The organism is Chlorobium sp., assembly GCF_036528655.1.
Taxonomy (GTDB): Bacteria; Bacteroidota; Chlorobiia; order Chlorobiales; family Chlorobiaceae; genus Chlorobium.
On sequence record NZ_JAIGND010000036.1, the window covers coordinates 16,253 to 30,520 of the forward strand.

At 51.0% G+C, this 14,268-nt stretch carries 16 protein-coding genes; 10 read left to right on the forward strand and 6 right to left on the reverse strand.

What is annotated here, in order from left to right; translation table 11 throughout:
- Positions 1 to 274: 274 nt before the first annotated feature.
- Both K4305_RS10495 and K4305_RS10500 read right to left on the reverse strand, forming a co-directional pair.
- Positions 275 to 1,789, reverse strand: coding sequence for an alanine/glycine:cation symporter family protein (locus tag K4305_RS10495; RefSeq protein WP_442880473.1), 1,515 nt, complete (start codon positions 1,787 to 1,789; stop codon positions 275 to 277).
- A gap of 436 nt (positions 1,790 to 2,225) precedes the next feature.
- The gene (locus K4305_RS10500) at positions 2,226 to 2,498 is read right to left on the reverse strand and encodes a hypothetical protein (RefSeq protein ID WP_331562388.1); all 273 of its coding nucleotides are present in this window, start codon (positions 2,496 to 2,498) and stop codon (positions 2,226 to 2,228) included.
- 157 nt (positions 2,499 to 2,655) lie between these two features.
- Here K4305_RS10500 and K4305_RS10505 point away from each other — a divergent pair, with 157 nt between their 5' ends.
- The gene (locus tag K4305_RS10505; protein ID WP_331562389.1) at positions 2,656 to 2,916 is read left to right on the forward strand and encodes a hypothetical protein; all 261 of its coding nucleotides are present in this window, start codon (positions 2,656 to 2,658) and stop codon (positions 2,914 to 2,916) included.
- Positions 2,917 to 3,006: 90 nt separating this feature from the next.
- On the opposite strand, the gene K4305_RS10510 is transcribed toward K4305_RS10505, so the two are convergent.
- The gene (locus K4305_RS10510) at positions 3,007 to 3,663 is read right to left on the reverse strand and encodes a fibrobacter succinogenes major paralogous domain-containing protein (protein WP_331562478.1); all 657 of its coding nucleotides are present in this window, start codon (positions 3,661 to 3,663) and stop codon (positions 3,007 to 3,009) included.
- Between the two features lie 613 nt (positions 3,664 to 4,276).
- Between K4305_RS10510 and K4305_RS10515 the strand changes: the two genes are divergently transcribed.
- The 5 genes from K4305_RS10515 (at position 4,277) to K4305_RS10535 (ending at position 8,578) form a co-directional block, all read left to right on the forward strand.
- Positions 4,277 to 4,831: a DUF4405 domain-containing protein gene (locus K4305_RS10515; RefSeq protein ID WP_331562390.1), complete on the forward strand. Its 555-nt coding sequence runs from the start codon at positions 4,277 to 4,279 to the stop codon at positions 4,829 to 4,831.
- A gap of 14 nt (positions 4,832 to 4,845) precedes the next feature.
- A complete protein-coding gene (locus tag K4305_RS10520) occupies positions 4,846 to 5,514 on the forward strand; it encodes a response regulator transcription factor (RefSeq protein WP_331562392.1) in 669 nt (222 codons plus the stop codon).
- A gap of 69 nt (positions 5,515 to 5,583) precedes the next feature.
- On the forward strand, positions 5,584 to 7,011 hold the full coding sequence (locus K4305_RS10525; protein ID WP_331562393.1) for a sensor histidine kinase: 1,428 nt from the start codon (positions 5,584 to 5,586) through the stop codon (positions 7,009 to 7,011).
- A gap of 142 nt (positions 7,012 to 7,153) precedes the next feature.
- The gene (locus K4305_RS10530) at positions 7,154 to 7,732 is read left to right on the forward strand and encodes a hypothetical protein (protein WP_331562394.1); all 579 of its coding nucleotides are present in this window, start codon (positions 7,154 to 7,156) and stop codon (positions 7,730 to 7,732) included.
- Between the two features lie 3 nt (positions 7,733 to 7,735).
- Positions 7,736 to 8,578: a cytochrome c3 family protein gene (locus K4305_RS10535; protein ID WP_331562395.1), complete on the forward strand. Its 843-nt coding sequence runs from the start codon at positions 7,736 to 7,738 to the stop codon at positions 8,576 to 8,578.
- Between the two features lie 93 nt (positions 8,579 to 8,671).
- Here the strand turns inward: K4305_RS10535 and K4305_RS10540 are convergent, their stop codons facing one another.
- Positions 8,672 to 9,877: a UPF0149 family protein gene (locus K4305_RS10540; protein WP_331562396.1), complete on the reverse strand. Its 1,206-nt coding sequence runs from the start codon at positions 9,875 to 9,877 to the stop codon at positions 8,672 to 8,674.
- Between the two features lie 400 nt (positions 9,878 to 10,277).
- A complete protein-coding gene (locus K4305_RS10545) occupies positions 10,278 to 10,769 on the reverse strand; it encodes an RrF2 family transcriptional regulator (protein WP_331562397.1) in 492 nt (163 codons plus the stop codon).
- A gap of 253 nt (positions 10,770 to 11,022) precedes the next feature.
- On the opposite strand from K4305_RS10545, the gene K4305_RS10550 reads away from it, so the two are divergent.
- Positions 11,023 to 11,202 (forward strand): HTH domain-containing protein, encoded by a 180-nt coding sequence (locus K4305_RS10550; protein WP_331562399.1) that lies wholly within the window; start codon positions 11,023 to 11,025, stop codon positions 11,200 to 11,202.
- Between the two features lie 150 nt (positions 11,203 to 11,352).
- Positions 11,353 to 11,553, forward strand: coding sequence for a hypothetical protein (locus tag K4305_RS10555; protein ID WP_331562400.1), 201 nt, complete (start codon positions 11,353 to 11,355; stop codon positions 11,551 to 11,553).
- Here the strand turns inward: K4305_RS10555 and K4305_RS10560 are convergent.
- Positions 11,550 to 12,014 (reverse strand): YbjN domain-containing protein, encoded by a 465-nt coding sequence (locus tag K4305_RS10560; protein ID WP_331562401.1) that lies wholly within the window; start codon positions 12,012 to 12,014, stop codon positions 11,550 to 11,552. The genes K4305_RS10555 and K4305_RS10560 overlap by 4 nt on opposite strands.
- 550 nt (positions 12,015 to 12,564) lie before the next feature.
- On the opposite strand from K4305_RS10560, the gene sqr reads away from it, so the two are divergent.
- Positions 12,565 to 13,791, forward strand: a complete 1,227-nt coding sequence (gene sqr / locus K4305_RS10565; protein ID WP_331562402.1) for a type III sulfide quinone reductase, selenoprotein subtype — start codon at positions 12,565 to 12,567, stop codon at positions 13,789 to 13,791.
- Between the two features lie 165 nt (positions 13,792 to 13,956).
- Positions 13,957 to 14,265: a HigA family addiction module antitoxin gene (locus K4305_RS10570; RefSeq protein WP_331562403.1), complete on the forward strand. Its 309-nt coding sequence runs from the start codon at positions 13,957 to 13,959 to the stop codon at positions 14,263 to 14,265.
- Positions 14,266 to 14,268 lie beyond the last annotated feature (3 nt).

Genomic DNA, 14,268 nt, shown 5'->3' on the forward strand with positions numbered 1-14,268 from the left:
ATGAAGCCCTCTTTTCATTACCAAAAGGAAACTTACCTCATTTACGGTAAAACCAGACTTTGGTTAAATGCTTGCAGACCATCACGATCTGTAGTTCATAATGGTCAATTTCCATCTATCGGCAGTTGTCAGGATGAACTCTGTGACCTTTGATCTCAACTGTCAACAAATGCGGATTCACACTCTATTCTGACACGAATCCGGTAATGATCCTGACATCAGGTTAGGGTATAGTTCAGATCGACACGGGTTTTATGCAATAAACAATATGGGGCTATTTGAAACGGCTGATTTTGCCCTCGCGCAGCTTCCCGAAATAGGAGTCGAGATCTTTTTTGACCCCGGGAGCGAGCAGATAGAGACCGATGATGTTCGGAAACGACATGGCGAAAATCATGGCATCGGTAAAATCGATCACAGTAGAAAAGTTCATTGCGGAACCGAGAACGATGAAAACGCAGAAAAGCACCTTGAAGCTGACACTTGAAACATGGCTGTCCCCGAAAATATAGGTCCAGGCTTTCAGGCCATAGTAGGACCAGGAAATCATGGTTGAAATGGCGAACATCATGACGGCGACGCTCAGAATGTAGGGAAACCAGAAAATGACCTGTTCGAATGCTTTTGAAGTGAGCGCGATGCCGTCCATGCCCTGCTCGACGTACAGACCGGAAATGATGATCACCAGTGCTGTCATGGTACAGATGACGACCGTGTCGATAAACGGTTCCAGAAGAGCCACAAGCCCCTCGGTTATGGGCTCGTCCGTTTTTACGGCGGAGTGCGCGATCGGTGCGGAACCGAGACCAGCCTCGCTTGAAAAAGCGGCCCTTTTGAAGCCCTGAATAAGTACGCCGATGAAGCCGCCGTACATCGCATCAGGTGAAAACGCTCCGGTTATAATGCTGGCAAAAGCTTGGGGAAGCAGAGAGACATGAGAAAAAATGATGAACAGCGCCGCTGAAATATAGATGGCAACCATGGCCGGCACGAGTTTCGAGGTCACTTTGACGATGCTTCTGATACCACCGATGATCACCGTCCCTACAAGAACAGCCAGCAGGATGCCGAATATCCATCCCTGCTGATAGAGCGGGCTCTGCTCGCCTCCCGTGGCGATCACGGCCTGCTTGAATGCCTGGTTGGCCTGAAACATATTGCCTCCCCCGAGAGAACCGCCGACGCACATCAGGGCAAAGAAAACGGCAAGAAGCTTGCCGGGAAGCGCCATGCCTTTTTCGGCAAACCCCTTGCTGAGGTAGTACATGGGGCCGCCGGACACCGACCCGTCTTCTCCGATCTTGCGATATTTGACCCCGAGTGTGCACTCAACGAACTTGGTAGACATCCCGAACAGGCCGCCGAGAATCATCCAGAACGTGGCTCCCGGCCCACCGAGGGTAATTGCAATGGCCACACCGGCAATATTGCCCAGTCCGACGGTCGCCGACAGTGCCGCGCTAAGAGCCTGAAAATGGGAGACTTCGCCTTTCTGACCGTCCGGCGCATCATAAACTCCGCGGACGAGATCGATGGCATGACCGAATCCCCTTACGTTTATGAACCCCATGTAGACGGTAAAGCTGAGAGCCGTGACGATCAGCATGAGAAGGACAAATGGAATTTCTATACCTCCCAGCGTCACGGAAAAGAAAACGATCCTGAACGCCTGGGAGGTCAGGGGTGCCATTGCGTCGTTGATGCGTTCGTCAATTCCCGCCGCGAAAAGAGGTGCCGAAAAGAAAAGAAAACTCATAAGAAATGCCGCACCGGAGAAAAACCGCTTCATCAGCAGCGTCCGATTACAGGAGGTCTGCTCACGAAACGGAAAAGACTGCACGCCAAGCCTCATCTTTTGTTTATTTAATGGTTGCGTTTACCTGTTTCTGCCATTCGGATCGGTTGCCGGATGTAATCACCGGTCGGTTTGCTGTATTTCCATCTCAATGGCGAAAGATGGATGCACGTTTCCTGGGCTGCTCTCCCGGCAGAAACGACAGTTCCGCTCAGAGCGTGAAAGGAAAAAACATATTTGCCTTTTTTGCCGGAAAAGATGCAAAATAAGTAACCTTGCGGGCTTTTCCCGACAGAGGCAATGAATTATTTCGAGGGTTTACATGATGTATGCCAACAAGCATAAATAAAGTCCGGTTTTTATGCAAAATAATTCACATGGAAAACCGGGTTATTTAACATAGGTATAAGGTATTAAAGCCCCTTGGCGTTTAAACCGCAGGTGAGTCGATTTGGGTGTTGAGAATCCTGAATGTCGATGCCGCAACAAACCGCAGGTTCGCCCGTTCTTCATCGTGCACAATTGTCCACCCGCTCTTCAGCGACGAAAGCGCCAAAGCTCCCTCGATGCCTTTCCGGGCGAACAGCCCGGCAAGCGCGGAATCCCCTGCCGCTGCCGGAGACAGATTTTTTTCTTCCGGAATAATCTTGCCTGGCTCACCCAGGGCGAATACTGTGTATGGACAATTCCCGTCATGAAGCATTGAGACGGAAAACTTAATCTGAAAAAAAACGGAAATCGAGGAAATCCGGCGACGACGGGTGCAAATAAATGAAGCGTTCGTTAACTTGCCTGTATTGCAGGGACGACTCCTCTGCCCCTCCCTTTTTCCCCAACAGTATAAAGCAATGAGGCGCACCATGAAAAAAATCATTCCCGCTCTTGCGGTTTCCGCTTTTCTGGCTGCCGGAACGGCCATTCCTGTCTATGGATCGGGGCTCGACGGGTTCCTTTCCGGTATTACAGGAGCGATCCTCAACGGAGGTCAGGAGGAAGAACCGGCTCCTGCGGCAGGTGCCGGCGACTCCTCGCAATCCGAAGGTCCAGCCCCGAATTCCGGTGACGGCGTTTCCGACGGCAGCGGCCAGACCTCGCCCTATGGGCCGAAAAAGAAGCCGTGATTCCCGAGCCTGTTGTGATGCGGCCTCCGGATGTCCCCCGGGTGCGGTCGGCGGAACCGCAGAATCAGGATTGATTGTCTTTTCTTCCTATCAATCCTGAACACAACGGACCGACATACCGTCGATTTTTTCCTCTCCGCTTCTTACCGCCGTTGCGGCATGGTAGTTGAGCACCCTGTACCATGCAAACGAAGGGGAATGCTCCGTAGAGGTCCAGAAATATGCGCTCTCTCTGCCAAAGATAAAGTTGCCGTCGATGCCCCTCAACCCTCCCGGAAGCGCGCTGAATCCGCTGGAGTTTGTTGCAGCCTCGTTCGGAGTGCGCCAGAGAGAGCGCCTCGACTCTTTCATTTTTCCGCCTGCGACATCTTCGCCTCCAATAAAAGCGGTCAGTACCGACCATTCCTGATCGGTGGGTACATGCCACCCTTTTGGAGCCAGCCCGCGCGGATCGTTAACTGCAAACCAGTTGTAGAGACGTCCGTATTTTTCTTCATTTCCCCTGTCGTTGCCGTAATAGCACCATGCCCCTTCGCCTTTGGCGGCAGCATCGAGCCACTCTTCCTGTGTTGCGGCATGTCGGACAGGATCTCCGTTACGGTAGCGGCTCACATTGAGATTTTCGGCCGTCCATACCTGTTTCCCGACTGTGACCGTACGGTAGCCGTTACCGTCGATATCGCGCAACTTGTCCTGGGATGCCTGTAAAGAGCCCGAAAAGAGCGTCATCACGCCCAGGAGAAGCATCAAGATAGCGTGCCGTGTATTATTCCGATAGTTCATCATTTTCCTCCATTCAGTGTTTTTGTTGATCTTGCTGGTCGATCTGAGCGCAATGCGATCATGACAACCGGAAGAAAAGTATGCAGAGCACTCTTTAAGGAGGATTAACGGCAAATAAAAAAACGCTTAAATTTTAATTATCTGCCTTTTCTGTCCGTCGCGAAACCGGGCTTTTGAATGCGCTGCGTTACGGCCGGCTCCATTGCCCGATTCGACGCATCATTAGGGCACCTCTAAAAACTTATTACGCGACCCGATTGCTGCGTTGGGCGGTACTCGAAATCCTCATGTACTCTGTGTACATTCCGGTTTCTCCGTTCCGTCCGCCTTGCACTCGTACCGCTCATCACACTTTTTAGAGGTGCCCAGTAGATGTATCGAGGATATGCTCGGGCCGTGACCGGCAGGAAATCGGTCCGGCATCAGGACGGAAGCTCCCACTGAAAACTTTAAGCCGATTTTAAGTCTGCCGAAAGACTCCTTTAAGAATTCCTGCGATATTTTGGATTCAGTTGAAAAAAATCCGATCGGACCGGATAACGGACACCGTTTACATAATCAGCAATCCAAAGAAACAATGAAAACAACGCTGAAATCATGGGCCACGCCGCTCGCCATCGCCGCTTTTGCCATCTCCGCCATCACCGGGCTGCTGCTCTTCTTCGATATTGAAATCGGGCTGGTCGAGCCGGCTCACAAGTGGCTCAGCTGGCTGCTTCTCGGAGGCATTCTGCTACACACCCTATCGAACTGGAAGTCGTTTACCGGATATTTCACTAAAAAAGGCGGATTGGGTATTATTGGAGCCGGGGTTCTGGTAACGGTCGTCTCGATGCTGCCGATATTTGGCGAAAGCGAAGAAGATCACGGAAAGGAACGTACAGGAAAAGCCGCTGTGCAGGCGATGGAGGCCTCTTCTCTTGAAACCGTTGCGCTGGTTCTGAAAGCAACGCCGAAAGAGCTTGCTGCAAAACTTGATAAAGAAGGCATAACTGTTGATAACCCTTCGATGACGATTACCGAAATTGCGAGGAAGAACGGAACGGAGAACCGGGCAGTGCTTGGCTCGCTCTTCGGGATATCCGGAACTTCTGAAGCGGGCGAGAGGGACGGAGATGATGACGAACATTAAAGGATGATTCTGCCATGCGGATTCTTGTTATCGAAGACGAACCGGGAATTGCCGGATTTCTCAAGGAGGGGCTCGAAGAGGAATATTTTGCCGTCGATCTGGCTTTCGACGGCAAAACCGGGCTTGACATGGCGCTCCTGAACGAATATGATCTTATGATCGTTGACTGGATGATTCCGGGAATCAGCGGCATTGAGGTCTGCAGGCAAGTGCGAAAAGCCGGTATCGCCGTTCCTTTGCTTTTCCTTACTGCGAAAGATACCCTTGAAGATATCGTCTTCGGCCTCGACGCCGGAGCCAACGACTATATCAGAAAACCTTTTGCATTCGAGGAGCTTCTGGCACGCATACGGGTGCAGCTTCGCAGAAACAACACCGAAAGCGACAGCATCTGTGCAGGATGCATTACCGTGAATCCCGTAACCCACCAGGTGTTCTGCCGATCTACCGAAGTCGTACTGACCCCCAGGGAGTTTGCCCTGCTTGAATTTCTGGTTCGCAACAAGGAAAAGGTCTGTACCAGAACCAGGATCATCGAACACGTCTGGGACATGCATTTCGATTCCGATACGTCAGTCATCGATGTCTATATCAATTTTCTCCGCAAAAAACTCGACAGCGCAGGGTGCGTCAGCATCATTCAGACAATCCGGGGCGTCGGCTACATTATCCGTGAATCCTGAATGCCGGGCATAAAAATAAATACCGGGAGTACACGAAAGATTTTACGTTCTGTACCCGGAAAAAATCCCGTGAGTCTGCGCAACCGCATTGCGCTCTATTACACCATCGCTACGGCAGTCTTGCTTGCCCTGGTGTTTACCCTTGTTTTTTATACGGTCGAACGGGTGGTCTTCAACCACTTCGACGAAGAGCTTGAACGGGAAGTCTCGGAAATACTCGATGAACGACCGCAAGGAACCTTTGATGTATGGAAATTCGACCTCTCCGACGACGATCATAACAGTGATGCGGACGACGATGATGATCGCATGAAACGAGATGATGAAAAGTCGGAGGATGATGATGACGAAGAGTTTTTTCAGCTTGTCAGCCATGAGGGAACCGTGGTTTCCAGGTCGGCTAACCTGGCCGGCAATACGCTCGCCTTTCTGCCCGGCTTGCAGGAAAAACGTTTTCGAACCGGCACGGTCGGTCAACTTGCGGTCCGGCAGATTCAGGTTCCGCTGACCGATCAGAAAGGAAAACCCGAAGGATATCTCCTCGCCGCAGTTCCTGTCCGGGATGCCGTCATTGTTCTCGAAGATCTGAAGCAGGTTCTTCTGGTGTCGTATCCGGCAATCATACTTACCCTCTTCATCCTGACCAGGGTTATTGCAGGCAGAAGCATCCGTCCTGTTGAAGAGGTCATTGCCGCCGCCGAGAAAATCACCAGGGAAAATCTCGATCATCGCATTCCGCTCCCCCGGAACCATGATGAACTCCACAGACTCTCCGCAACCATCAATTCGCTTCTCGATCGGCTTCAGGATGCGTTTCAGCGGGAAAAACAGTTTACAGCCGATGCTTCACACGAACTGAAAACGCCGATCGCATCGATAAAAGGCACTCTTGAAGTACTGGTTCGCAAACCAAGGGCACGCGAACAGTACGAAGAGCGAATCCGGTTCTGCCTGAAAGAACTGGAGCGGATGACGGGACTTATCGATCAGCTCCTTTTGCTGGCCCGATACGAAAGCGGCGGCATGACGGCACATATGGCGCCCGTGGATCTCTCCCTCCATATCAGGGAAGCGATCGGCCGCATGCACTCCGAAGCCCTGCAGAAAAACATTCCGATCAGTTTCGATGGACCGCACTCCTGTATGGTTTCTGCCGATCCGGCAATGCTCGACATGATTCTGGAAAATATTCTGTCCAACGCCCTCAAGTACTCTCCTTCAGATTCGACGATCGCGGTAACGCTTTCCGGCAGTGACGGTTACCCTCTCTGCAGCATTGCCGATAACGGCATAGGCATTCCTGAAGAAAAACTCTCCCGGGTATTCGAGCGGTTTTACCGGGTTGATGAATCGAGAAGCTCCGGTACCGGGGGATCCGGGCTCGGACTGGCCATCGTCAAAAAACTCGCCGACCTCCAGCACATAACGGTATCGATAAAAAGCCCTACGGATTCAGGTACAACGGTCGAGCTGCGATTCCCCTCATCCCGACAATAGCGGCAATGAATTTTAAGCTTTTTTTAAGCATGCGTTTACCCCTGCTTAAGAATCCTCCTCATATCTTGTTCAAAAGAAAGCTGTCCCGGCTGCGGACAGTGTCTGATAAAAGAAGCTTCAGATGGATTAATGTTTCCCGAAAATGTGGCAATCAGTACTGATACAGCGGGCCCTGCCGCTTACGCTCTCCTGGATGCTGCTGATTGCGGCGGCAATATCGCTTGATTATCTGCTCCATAGGGCCGATCTCCCCTGGATAGGACGATATCTCGGTGTTGCCGGAACAGCATTCGTTGCCTCTTCATTCGGCTATTCAGCCCGAAAGAAAAAAATTGTACAGAAAGGTTCGGTCAGATTATTTCTCAGACTTCACTGCAACGCGGGATGGATCGGCACGCTCATGATTGTGGTTCATTCGGGCATTCATTTCAATGCGCTGCTGCCATGGATGGCAACGCTGTTCATGATGACGGTAACGGCCAGCGGGCATATAGGGCAATATCTCGTAAGAAAATTGAGGGAAGAGGTCAGGATAAAAAAAATGGAGACCGGCATCGAAAACGACCGGAATGAAGATCCAGAACGAGAGCATTACTGGGACAGCGTTACCCTGAAAGCACTCGAAAAATGGCGAGCCATTCACATGCCCATCGTTTCCGTGCTGCTGGCACTCTGTCTGCTGCATATCCTTTCCGTCATCTTCTTTCTGAACTGGAGGTGAAGCATGAAGCCGTTGTACGTTTTTTTACTGTGCTCCATCATACTTGCTGCATTGGCCATAGCCTTTCCCGATCTCCTGCTGAGTCCCGGCCCACTCCTGAAGGGACACGAGAAACTGAATACGTCCTGCCTGAGCTGCCACGAGCCGTTCGGTGGAACCACAACTGCCCGCTGCATAACCTGCCACAAACCCGATGAAATCGGTATCAGGAATACCGTTGGCGATCTGTTGCCGAAAGACACAGCAAGGATTATTTTCCATAAGGGTCTTGCGGGTAACTCCTGTAAGGAATGCCATACCGACCACAAGGTGGCTGATGCATCAAAAGCGATCAGAACATTCAGGCATGCATCGCTGACAACAGCACTCCGGAAAAACTGTAGAGCATGTCACAAGGATCAGATACCCGATAATCTCCTCCATCGCTACGCGAAAGGAAATTGCTCCGAGTGCCATACTACAAAAAAATGGAAACCGGCAGCATTCGACCATAAACAGCTTGCAGCCTCAGATGCAGGACAATGCATCAGCTGCCACAAGACCGACCGCCCGAATGACAATCTGCATCGCCAGTCAGATGCAAACTGTGCGGCATGCCACGGCACAAATCGATGGAAACCCGCGACCTTCAACCATGACCGGTATTTCAGGCTCGAGGGCGATCACCGGACGAGCTGCAGAACATGCCATACGACTCCAGGCGACTATAAAAAATATACCTGTTACAACTGTCACGAACACTCGCCATCGAACATCGCCGCCGAACACCGTAAAGAAGGGATCTACCGGTACGATAACTGCATGAAGTGCCACAGAAACGACAGCTCAGGCAAACGCGACGATTAGCCTGCCTTTACCTGATGAGCGGTGTCAGGGGACAAGAATGACCCTAAAACCTGAAGGCTCCGGATGTGCAACCGGGAGAGCCGAATCCCGTAACTACCCGGCGCTCTCAGGCCCACCCGACCGCCTTGCCAGATACTCCTGCCGCCATGGCTCCCAGAACTCCTGCAGCTCGAGCACGCATAGTGCCAGTTCGTCCGGCAGCTCCTTTTTTATTTCGGCCAGCTGCTCCCCCTCGATATCGCCCACATCGTCTAACATGCCCGATATGATTGCAAACGGGGTGAGAAGCCTGTTGCCCTCCTGGTCTCTGAAGGTTCTTTCCCACACCCCGTCGTCGATCATTACCCCAAGCATGAACCCAGACGCCCAATCCTGCACCGCCATCAGCCTTTCTTCGCCCGACTCGAACTCCAGATCCTCGTAGAGCGGCTCGAACGCCTCAGGCTCATCGGTAAACTGCCGCACCACGCTGTTATAGTAGGTAAAGAGCAGACCCAGGCCTTCTTCCAGCTCTTTCTTTGAAAAGAATTCAGGCTCGCTGCCGGCTCCCGAAACATCCCACACCATGGGCAGCCATTCGGCAGCCGAAACCGTTTCAGGATGGATCGCAAGGGCCGAAAAAAAACCATCGAGCGACATAACCGACATCACGCTTTCCGGCATGCCCTCCGAAGCGAGAAAATCGCGGATCCCCGTCAACACGCTCATCCCTTCAGTAACATCTTCGGGCACCAGCTTTTCAGCATTGTTTGCGAACATGCTCCTGATCTGGTCATTGAAGGATGCAGGGTCGAAAGCTTCGGCATCGAAATCTTCGCCCAACAGTTCTACGGCATCCTCATGCTCCGGATCGGCACGGTCGCGCAGGCTGTCGAGAAGACCCGCGTAGCCCGGAATCCCACCGCAATCCTCCGGAGGACATGCGCCCTCACCCTCCAGACACCATATCGGCAGCTCTTCCTGCGATATTTCCGAAACCGACTCAAGCAGAATCTCATGCTCCCAGTCGTCGCCGAAATCGTAGACGTAAAGACACCGGTCGCCCGGTTCGCCAAGCATTGCCGATATCGAGTATCGGCGTTCATCCAGCACATCCTCGTCGACAGATCCATCGTCAACCGCCCCATACCGCTTCCGGTCACTGGTGATAAACTCGTGCATATGGCCGTTGTCCCATCCCATTACCATCTGGAGAATCGTATGGACCAACGGCAACGAAGCATCTTCAGGCAGCCGAACCCGTCGCCACACCGGCGGCTCGGTTTCCAGCAGGGAAACAAGAATCTCATAGTATGCCATAACCCCTCCACAATGTTCAGTTGACAATGAGCCCTTCTGCAAGAAAAATAAAAAAATCAGGAAGAAACGATCAGCATCATGTATTTCTGCACATTCGCTGATAATAACAACAGCACTTAAGGGCACCTCTATTTATTTGTTCCGAATCCCTATTGCTGTGTTGGGCGGTGCTCGAAATCCTCATGTACTGTGGTGTACACTCCGGTTTCTCCGCTCCGTCCGCCTTGCCCTCGTGCTTCTCACGACAATAAATAGAGGTGCCCTTAAAAATGGATTTTCCCTGTATTATTCAGCAGCCATGACCTGATTATCAGTACAGATCGGAAAATCGGGCACAACCGATAATAAGAGAAAATGGGCGGGCAATGCAGACCTGATGAACGAAGGGCAGGATCGGAAATCAGGCTTTATTTTGTGGATGGCTCCGGCCGTTTTTTTCGGTTTTATCTGCCAGCAATACCCCTGCGTAAATACTTGCATTGGCAGCATCAAGATCTCGCAACAGCTTGCCGATGGTTATGTTATCGAACTCCTGCTGCACAACCTGCTCGATACGCATGATCTCGTGGCGCAGCACGCATCGTGCCCGGTTTGCGCAGATCTGCTTGCGGAACATGCAATCCGAAACCTTTACCGTACCCTGGAAAATCCCGATCAGATCGCTCACCCTGATCGTATCGGGATCCTTCGCGAGCTTGAAGCCCCCCGAAACACCTTCTTTCGAACTGACAAGACCGTGACGGATCATTTCCTGCAAAAGGCGTCGAAGAAACTGGTATGGAATCTCCTGTTCGAGCGAAATTGCTCTTGCGGAAAGGAACCCGCCTTTTGAGGCGGCCAGAGATAACAGCGCCCGAATTGCGTAATCGGTATTTTTGGTAAGTACTTTCATATATTTAAGTTAACTCTATTTTAATATTGGTTAATGAAAAACAAAAAATAATAATCTGACGCCCATGTATTGCAGTAATCGTAATCCCTCAAACAACCCGTCAGAACGCCGAAAAGGTACAGATGACGGGATCCTGGCTGATACTGATTACGCTGTTTTTAACCGGACGCTATTACTATGAAATAGTTATATTACCTAGCAGTCTACCTCTACCGCAGAGGCATCTGACAGAACTATAAAACCGTTAAAACCTATGGACATTAAGGAAGCAATCATCGAAGTGCTGAAAAAAGAGGGCAAACCCATGAGTGCAGGCCAGATTGCCGATGCAAGCGGCATTGATCGGAAAGATGTGGACAAAGCCATGAAAACCCTCAAAGACGAAGAACGCATCGTTTCGCCCAAACGCTGTTACTGGGAACCGAAGCTCTGAGCGCGTGAATTCCCTGCCGGAACGAATATGCGGAAGCTCCGGTTAACACACCTGCATATTCGTTCCGCCCCCCTCCTCCTCTTATGAAAACACACTTCATTACCGGCGTCCTTCTGGTTATTGCGTAATGATCAACGGAATCGAAGCAAAGTGCCCGGCATAGTCACCAGCGCAATCGCCAGGAGCAAAGCCGGCAAAACGATCGATCTCGAGCTCGACAGCCTGCATATCAGGAAAAGCAATATCGTGCTCGACAGGAAAAAAATCCACATCGTACTCCATGTCAAAACTAAAGCAGCATTACGCCTCAAACGGATCAAACCGGGCAACGTCCATTTAATAAAAGCCTAACGCATTGCCTGCTCGAGCTGTTTTCTGACATCCTCATAACGATCATCGCCCTGTGCGATGGTTTCGATCATCTCGCCGTTGCGTTCGAACAGGTCCGCTGCGGCGTTGAGCATATTGTTTATCAGGGAGGCATCGGCATTCAGACCCTCCACATCGATGATCTGCCGGTAACAGATGACTCCCTCGTCGTCGACGCTGACCGATCCGGGATAGCTGAACGTATTATTGACATAGTTGAAGAACATGCAGGCATCGACTGACTTGCCGGCATTGACCGAATAGACCGGATAGAGATGAAGCACTACCCACTGCCTCGAATCGTACCCTTCGATCATCAGCCGATACGAGCTACCCCCTATCGATAACTTGACCGCAATACGGCTGATATCGCCATCCTGCTCTACCTTGTCCGTCCAGCCGATACCGGCGACGAATTCTTCAAGAACCTCGGCAAATCCCATCGTTGACCCCCTTTTGAATAAAAAAATGCCTTACCATGTAACCAATGATCCGGAATATACGATATGCTATGGGAACACATCATATACGCTTCCGGTTTCCCCACGCCCGATACCAACCTGAATAATCCGTCAGACAACAGGTATGCCGTCATTTCGGCAGTTCACGACCTGATCATCCTGACGATTCTGATAGATGGGTCAACGCGCATACTTGTTTCAGCATTGTACCCGAGTCCTGTGGAGAGGGTATGTCGTCAGCATAGACGCGTACCGGGTTACGTTGAAACTTCGGTTAAGAATACATATCAGGAAAACCGAATACATCAGAATGCTTGTATATAACCATATAAATATTAAATTATATACTTGATTTTATCCTTACAAGAGACAAACCGGAAAGCTGAAGGATATTATTACCCTCTGTACTGAACCCCGATAACCTATATGCCTGCTGCCATAATCGGCTGACGCAAGGCGAAGATTGCCCGAACTGCCGCACGTTGCAAGGCGCCGTTCCGGAGATAACACAAAAACCACACGGAGAAGACCCATGGCAAAAAAAATTGTCGTGCTTGGAGCAGGAACAGGAGGAACGATCATATCGAACAATCTGAGGCGCCATCTTCCGGCGGATTGGGATATTACGGTAATCGATCGCGATGACAGGCACATCTATCAGCCTGGTATGATCTTCGTGCCGTTCGGTATCCAGAAAGTGGAAACGCTTACAAAGTCCAGAAAAAAATATATTCTGCCGGGCGTCAATTTTGTCATTGATGAAATCGTACGCATCGAACCTGACAAGAAACAGGTAAGAACAATAAACAATACCTTTTCATACGATTTTCTTGTCATCAGTACCGGCTGCAGAATCGCTCCGGAGGAAAACGACGGACTGCTCGATGCCTGGGGAAAGAACGCGTTCACCTTCTATACTCTTGAAGACTCCGAACTGCTTCGGCAGAAAATGAAGGCCTTCGAAGGCGGAAGGATTGTGCTTAACATCGCGGAACTCCCCTTCAAATGTCCGGTCGCTCCGATTGAGTTCGTCTTCATGTCCGACTGGTTTTTTAAAAGCCGCGGCATCAGACACAAGGTTGAAATAGAACTGGTCACACCGCTGGCAGGAGCCTTCACCAAACCTAAAGCCTCTGCGGTGTTCACCCAGGTGGCAAAAGAAAAAAACATAAGGATAACCGCCGGTTTCGAACTGAGCGAAGTTAACGGAAAGGAAAAATACATCGAATCAATCAAGGGCGACCGGGTGAAATACGATCTCCTCGTATCCATCCCGACCACCCTCGGCAGTCAGGTAATCAGCGATTCAGGTATCGACGACGGTATCGGTTATGTTCCTACGCACCACAACACGCTCAAAGCCCTGAAGCATGACGGTATCTACGTAATCGGCGACGCCACCAACGTACCAACATCAAAGGCCGGTTCGGTGGCCCATTACGAAGCAGACGTGGTGGTGTTCAACATCATGGCAGAAATCCTCGGGGCCAAGCCCGAAGAGATTTTCGACGGCCATTCCACCTGCTTCATCGTTTACTCGAAAGGCACCTCATCGGTCATCGATTTCAACTACAAAATCGAACCGCTGCCCGGCAAGTTTCCAATGCCGAAACTCGGCCCCTTCACCTTGCTGAAGGAAACAAAAATGAACTGGTACGGAAAAACCGGATTCGAATGGTTGTACTGGAACGTACTGCTTGCAGGAAAGCATCTCGGCGCGCCGCCCACGCTGGTGATGGCCGGCAAAGAGGTAGGCTGAAAAAACATCCGGAGACTGTCGGGCACCTCTGAAACCACGATCTCCGTTCATGACAGGAAATGACTGATCGTGAGTTTTCGGCGTTTGAAATCCAGAAAAAAATGGTAATCTGCAACATCACGACCTGCCTTTTTCCATGCTCCATACCATAAGGAGAACCGCCTCATGAGCGCCATAAAAAGCAAACCTCTGCATCCGGGCAGAGTTCTCCTCGAAGACTTCATCAATCCCATGGAGCTGACAGAACAACAGGTAGCCGAAGACATTCATGTTCCGGTCTGGAAAATCAACGACATCATTACCGGAAAACGCTGCATGACAGCTGACACGGCACTCCGGCTTGCCCGTTATTTCAGCACCCCGGCACAGTTCTGGTTCGGTTTGCAGATGGATTACGATCTCAAGGTCGCAATGAACGAAGCCGGAGCTTCCATCGAAAAAGAGATACCGGTATTCGACAACGGCGGCAGATAACCG

Bases quoted from the DNA above. Each gene is read 5' to 3' on its own strand.
- K4305_RS10495 (WP_442880473.1), bottom strand. From the start codon at position 1,789: ATGAAGCGGTTTTTCTCCGGTGCGGCATTTCTTATGAGTTTTCTTTTC.
- K4305_RS10500 (WP_331562388.1), bottom strand. From the start codon at position 2,498: ATGCTTCATGACGGGAATTGTCCATACACAGTATTCGCCCTGGGTGAG.
- K4305_RS10505 (WP_331562389.1), top strand. From the start codon at position 2,656: ATGAAAAAAATCATTCCCGCTCTTGCGGTTTCCGCTTTTCTGGCTGCC.
- K4305_RS10510 (WP_331562478.1), bottom strand. From the start codon at position 3,663: ATGCTTCTCCTGGGCGTGATGACGCTCTTTTCGGGCTCTTTACAGGCA.
- K4305_RS10515 (WP_331562390.1), top strand. From the start codon at position 4,277: ATGAAAACAACGCTGAAATCATGGGCCACGCCGCTCGCCATCGCCGCT.
- K4305_RS10520 (WP_331562392.1), top strand. From the start codon at position 4,846: ATGCGGATTCTTGTTATCGAAGACGAACCGGGAATTGCCGGATTTCTC.
- K4305_RS10530 (WP_331562394.1), top strand. From the start codon at position 7,154: ATGTGGCAATCAGTACTGATACAGCGGGCCCTGCCGCTTACGCTCTCC.
- K4305_RS10535 (WP_331562395.1), top strand. From the start codon at position 7,736: ATGAAGCCGTTGTACGTTTTTTTACTGTGCTCCATCATACTTGCTGCA.
- K4305_RS10540 (WP_331562396.1), bottom strand. From the start codon at position 9,877: ATGGCATACTATGAGATTCTTGTTTCCCTGCTGGAAACCGAGCCGCCG.
- K4305_RS10545 (WP_331562397.1), bottom strand. From the start codon at position 10,769: ATGAAAGTACTTACCAAAAATACCGATTACGCAATTCGGGCGCTGTTA.
- K4305_RS10550 (WP_331562399.1), top strand. From the start codon at position 11,023: ATGGACATTAAGGAAGCAATCATCGAAGTGCTGAAAAAAGAGGGCAAA.
- K4305_RS10560 (WP_331562401.1), bottom strand. From the start codon at position 12,014: ATGGGATTTGCCGAGGTTCTTGAAGAATTCGTCGCCGGTATCGGCTGG.
- sqr (WP_331562402.1), top strand. From the start codon at position 12,565: ATGGCAAAAAAAATTGTCGTGCTTGGAGCAGGAACAGGAGGAACGATC.
- K4305_RS10570 (WP_331562403.1), top strand. From the start codon at position 13,957: ATGAGCGCCATAAAAAGCAAACCTCTGCATCCGGGCAGAGTTCTCCTC.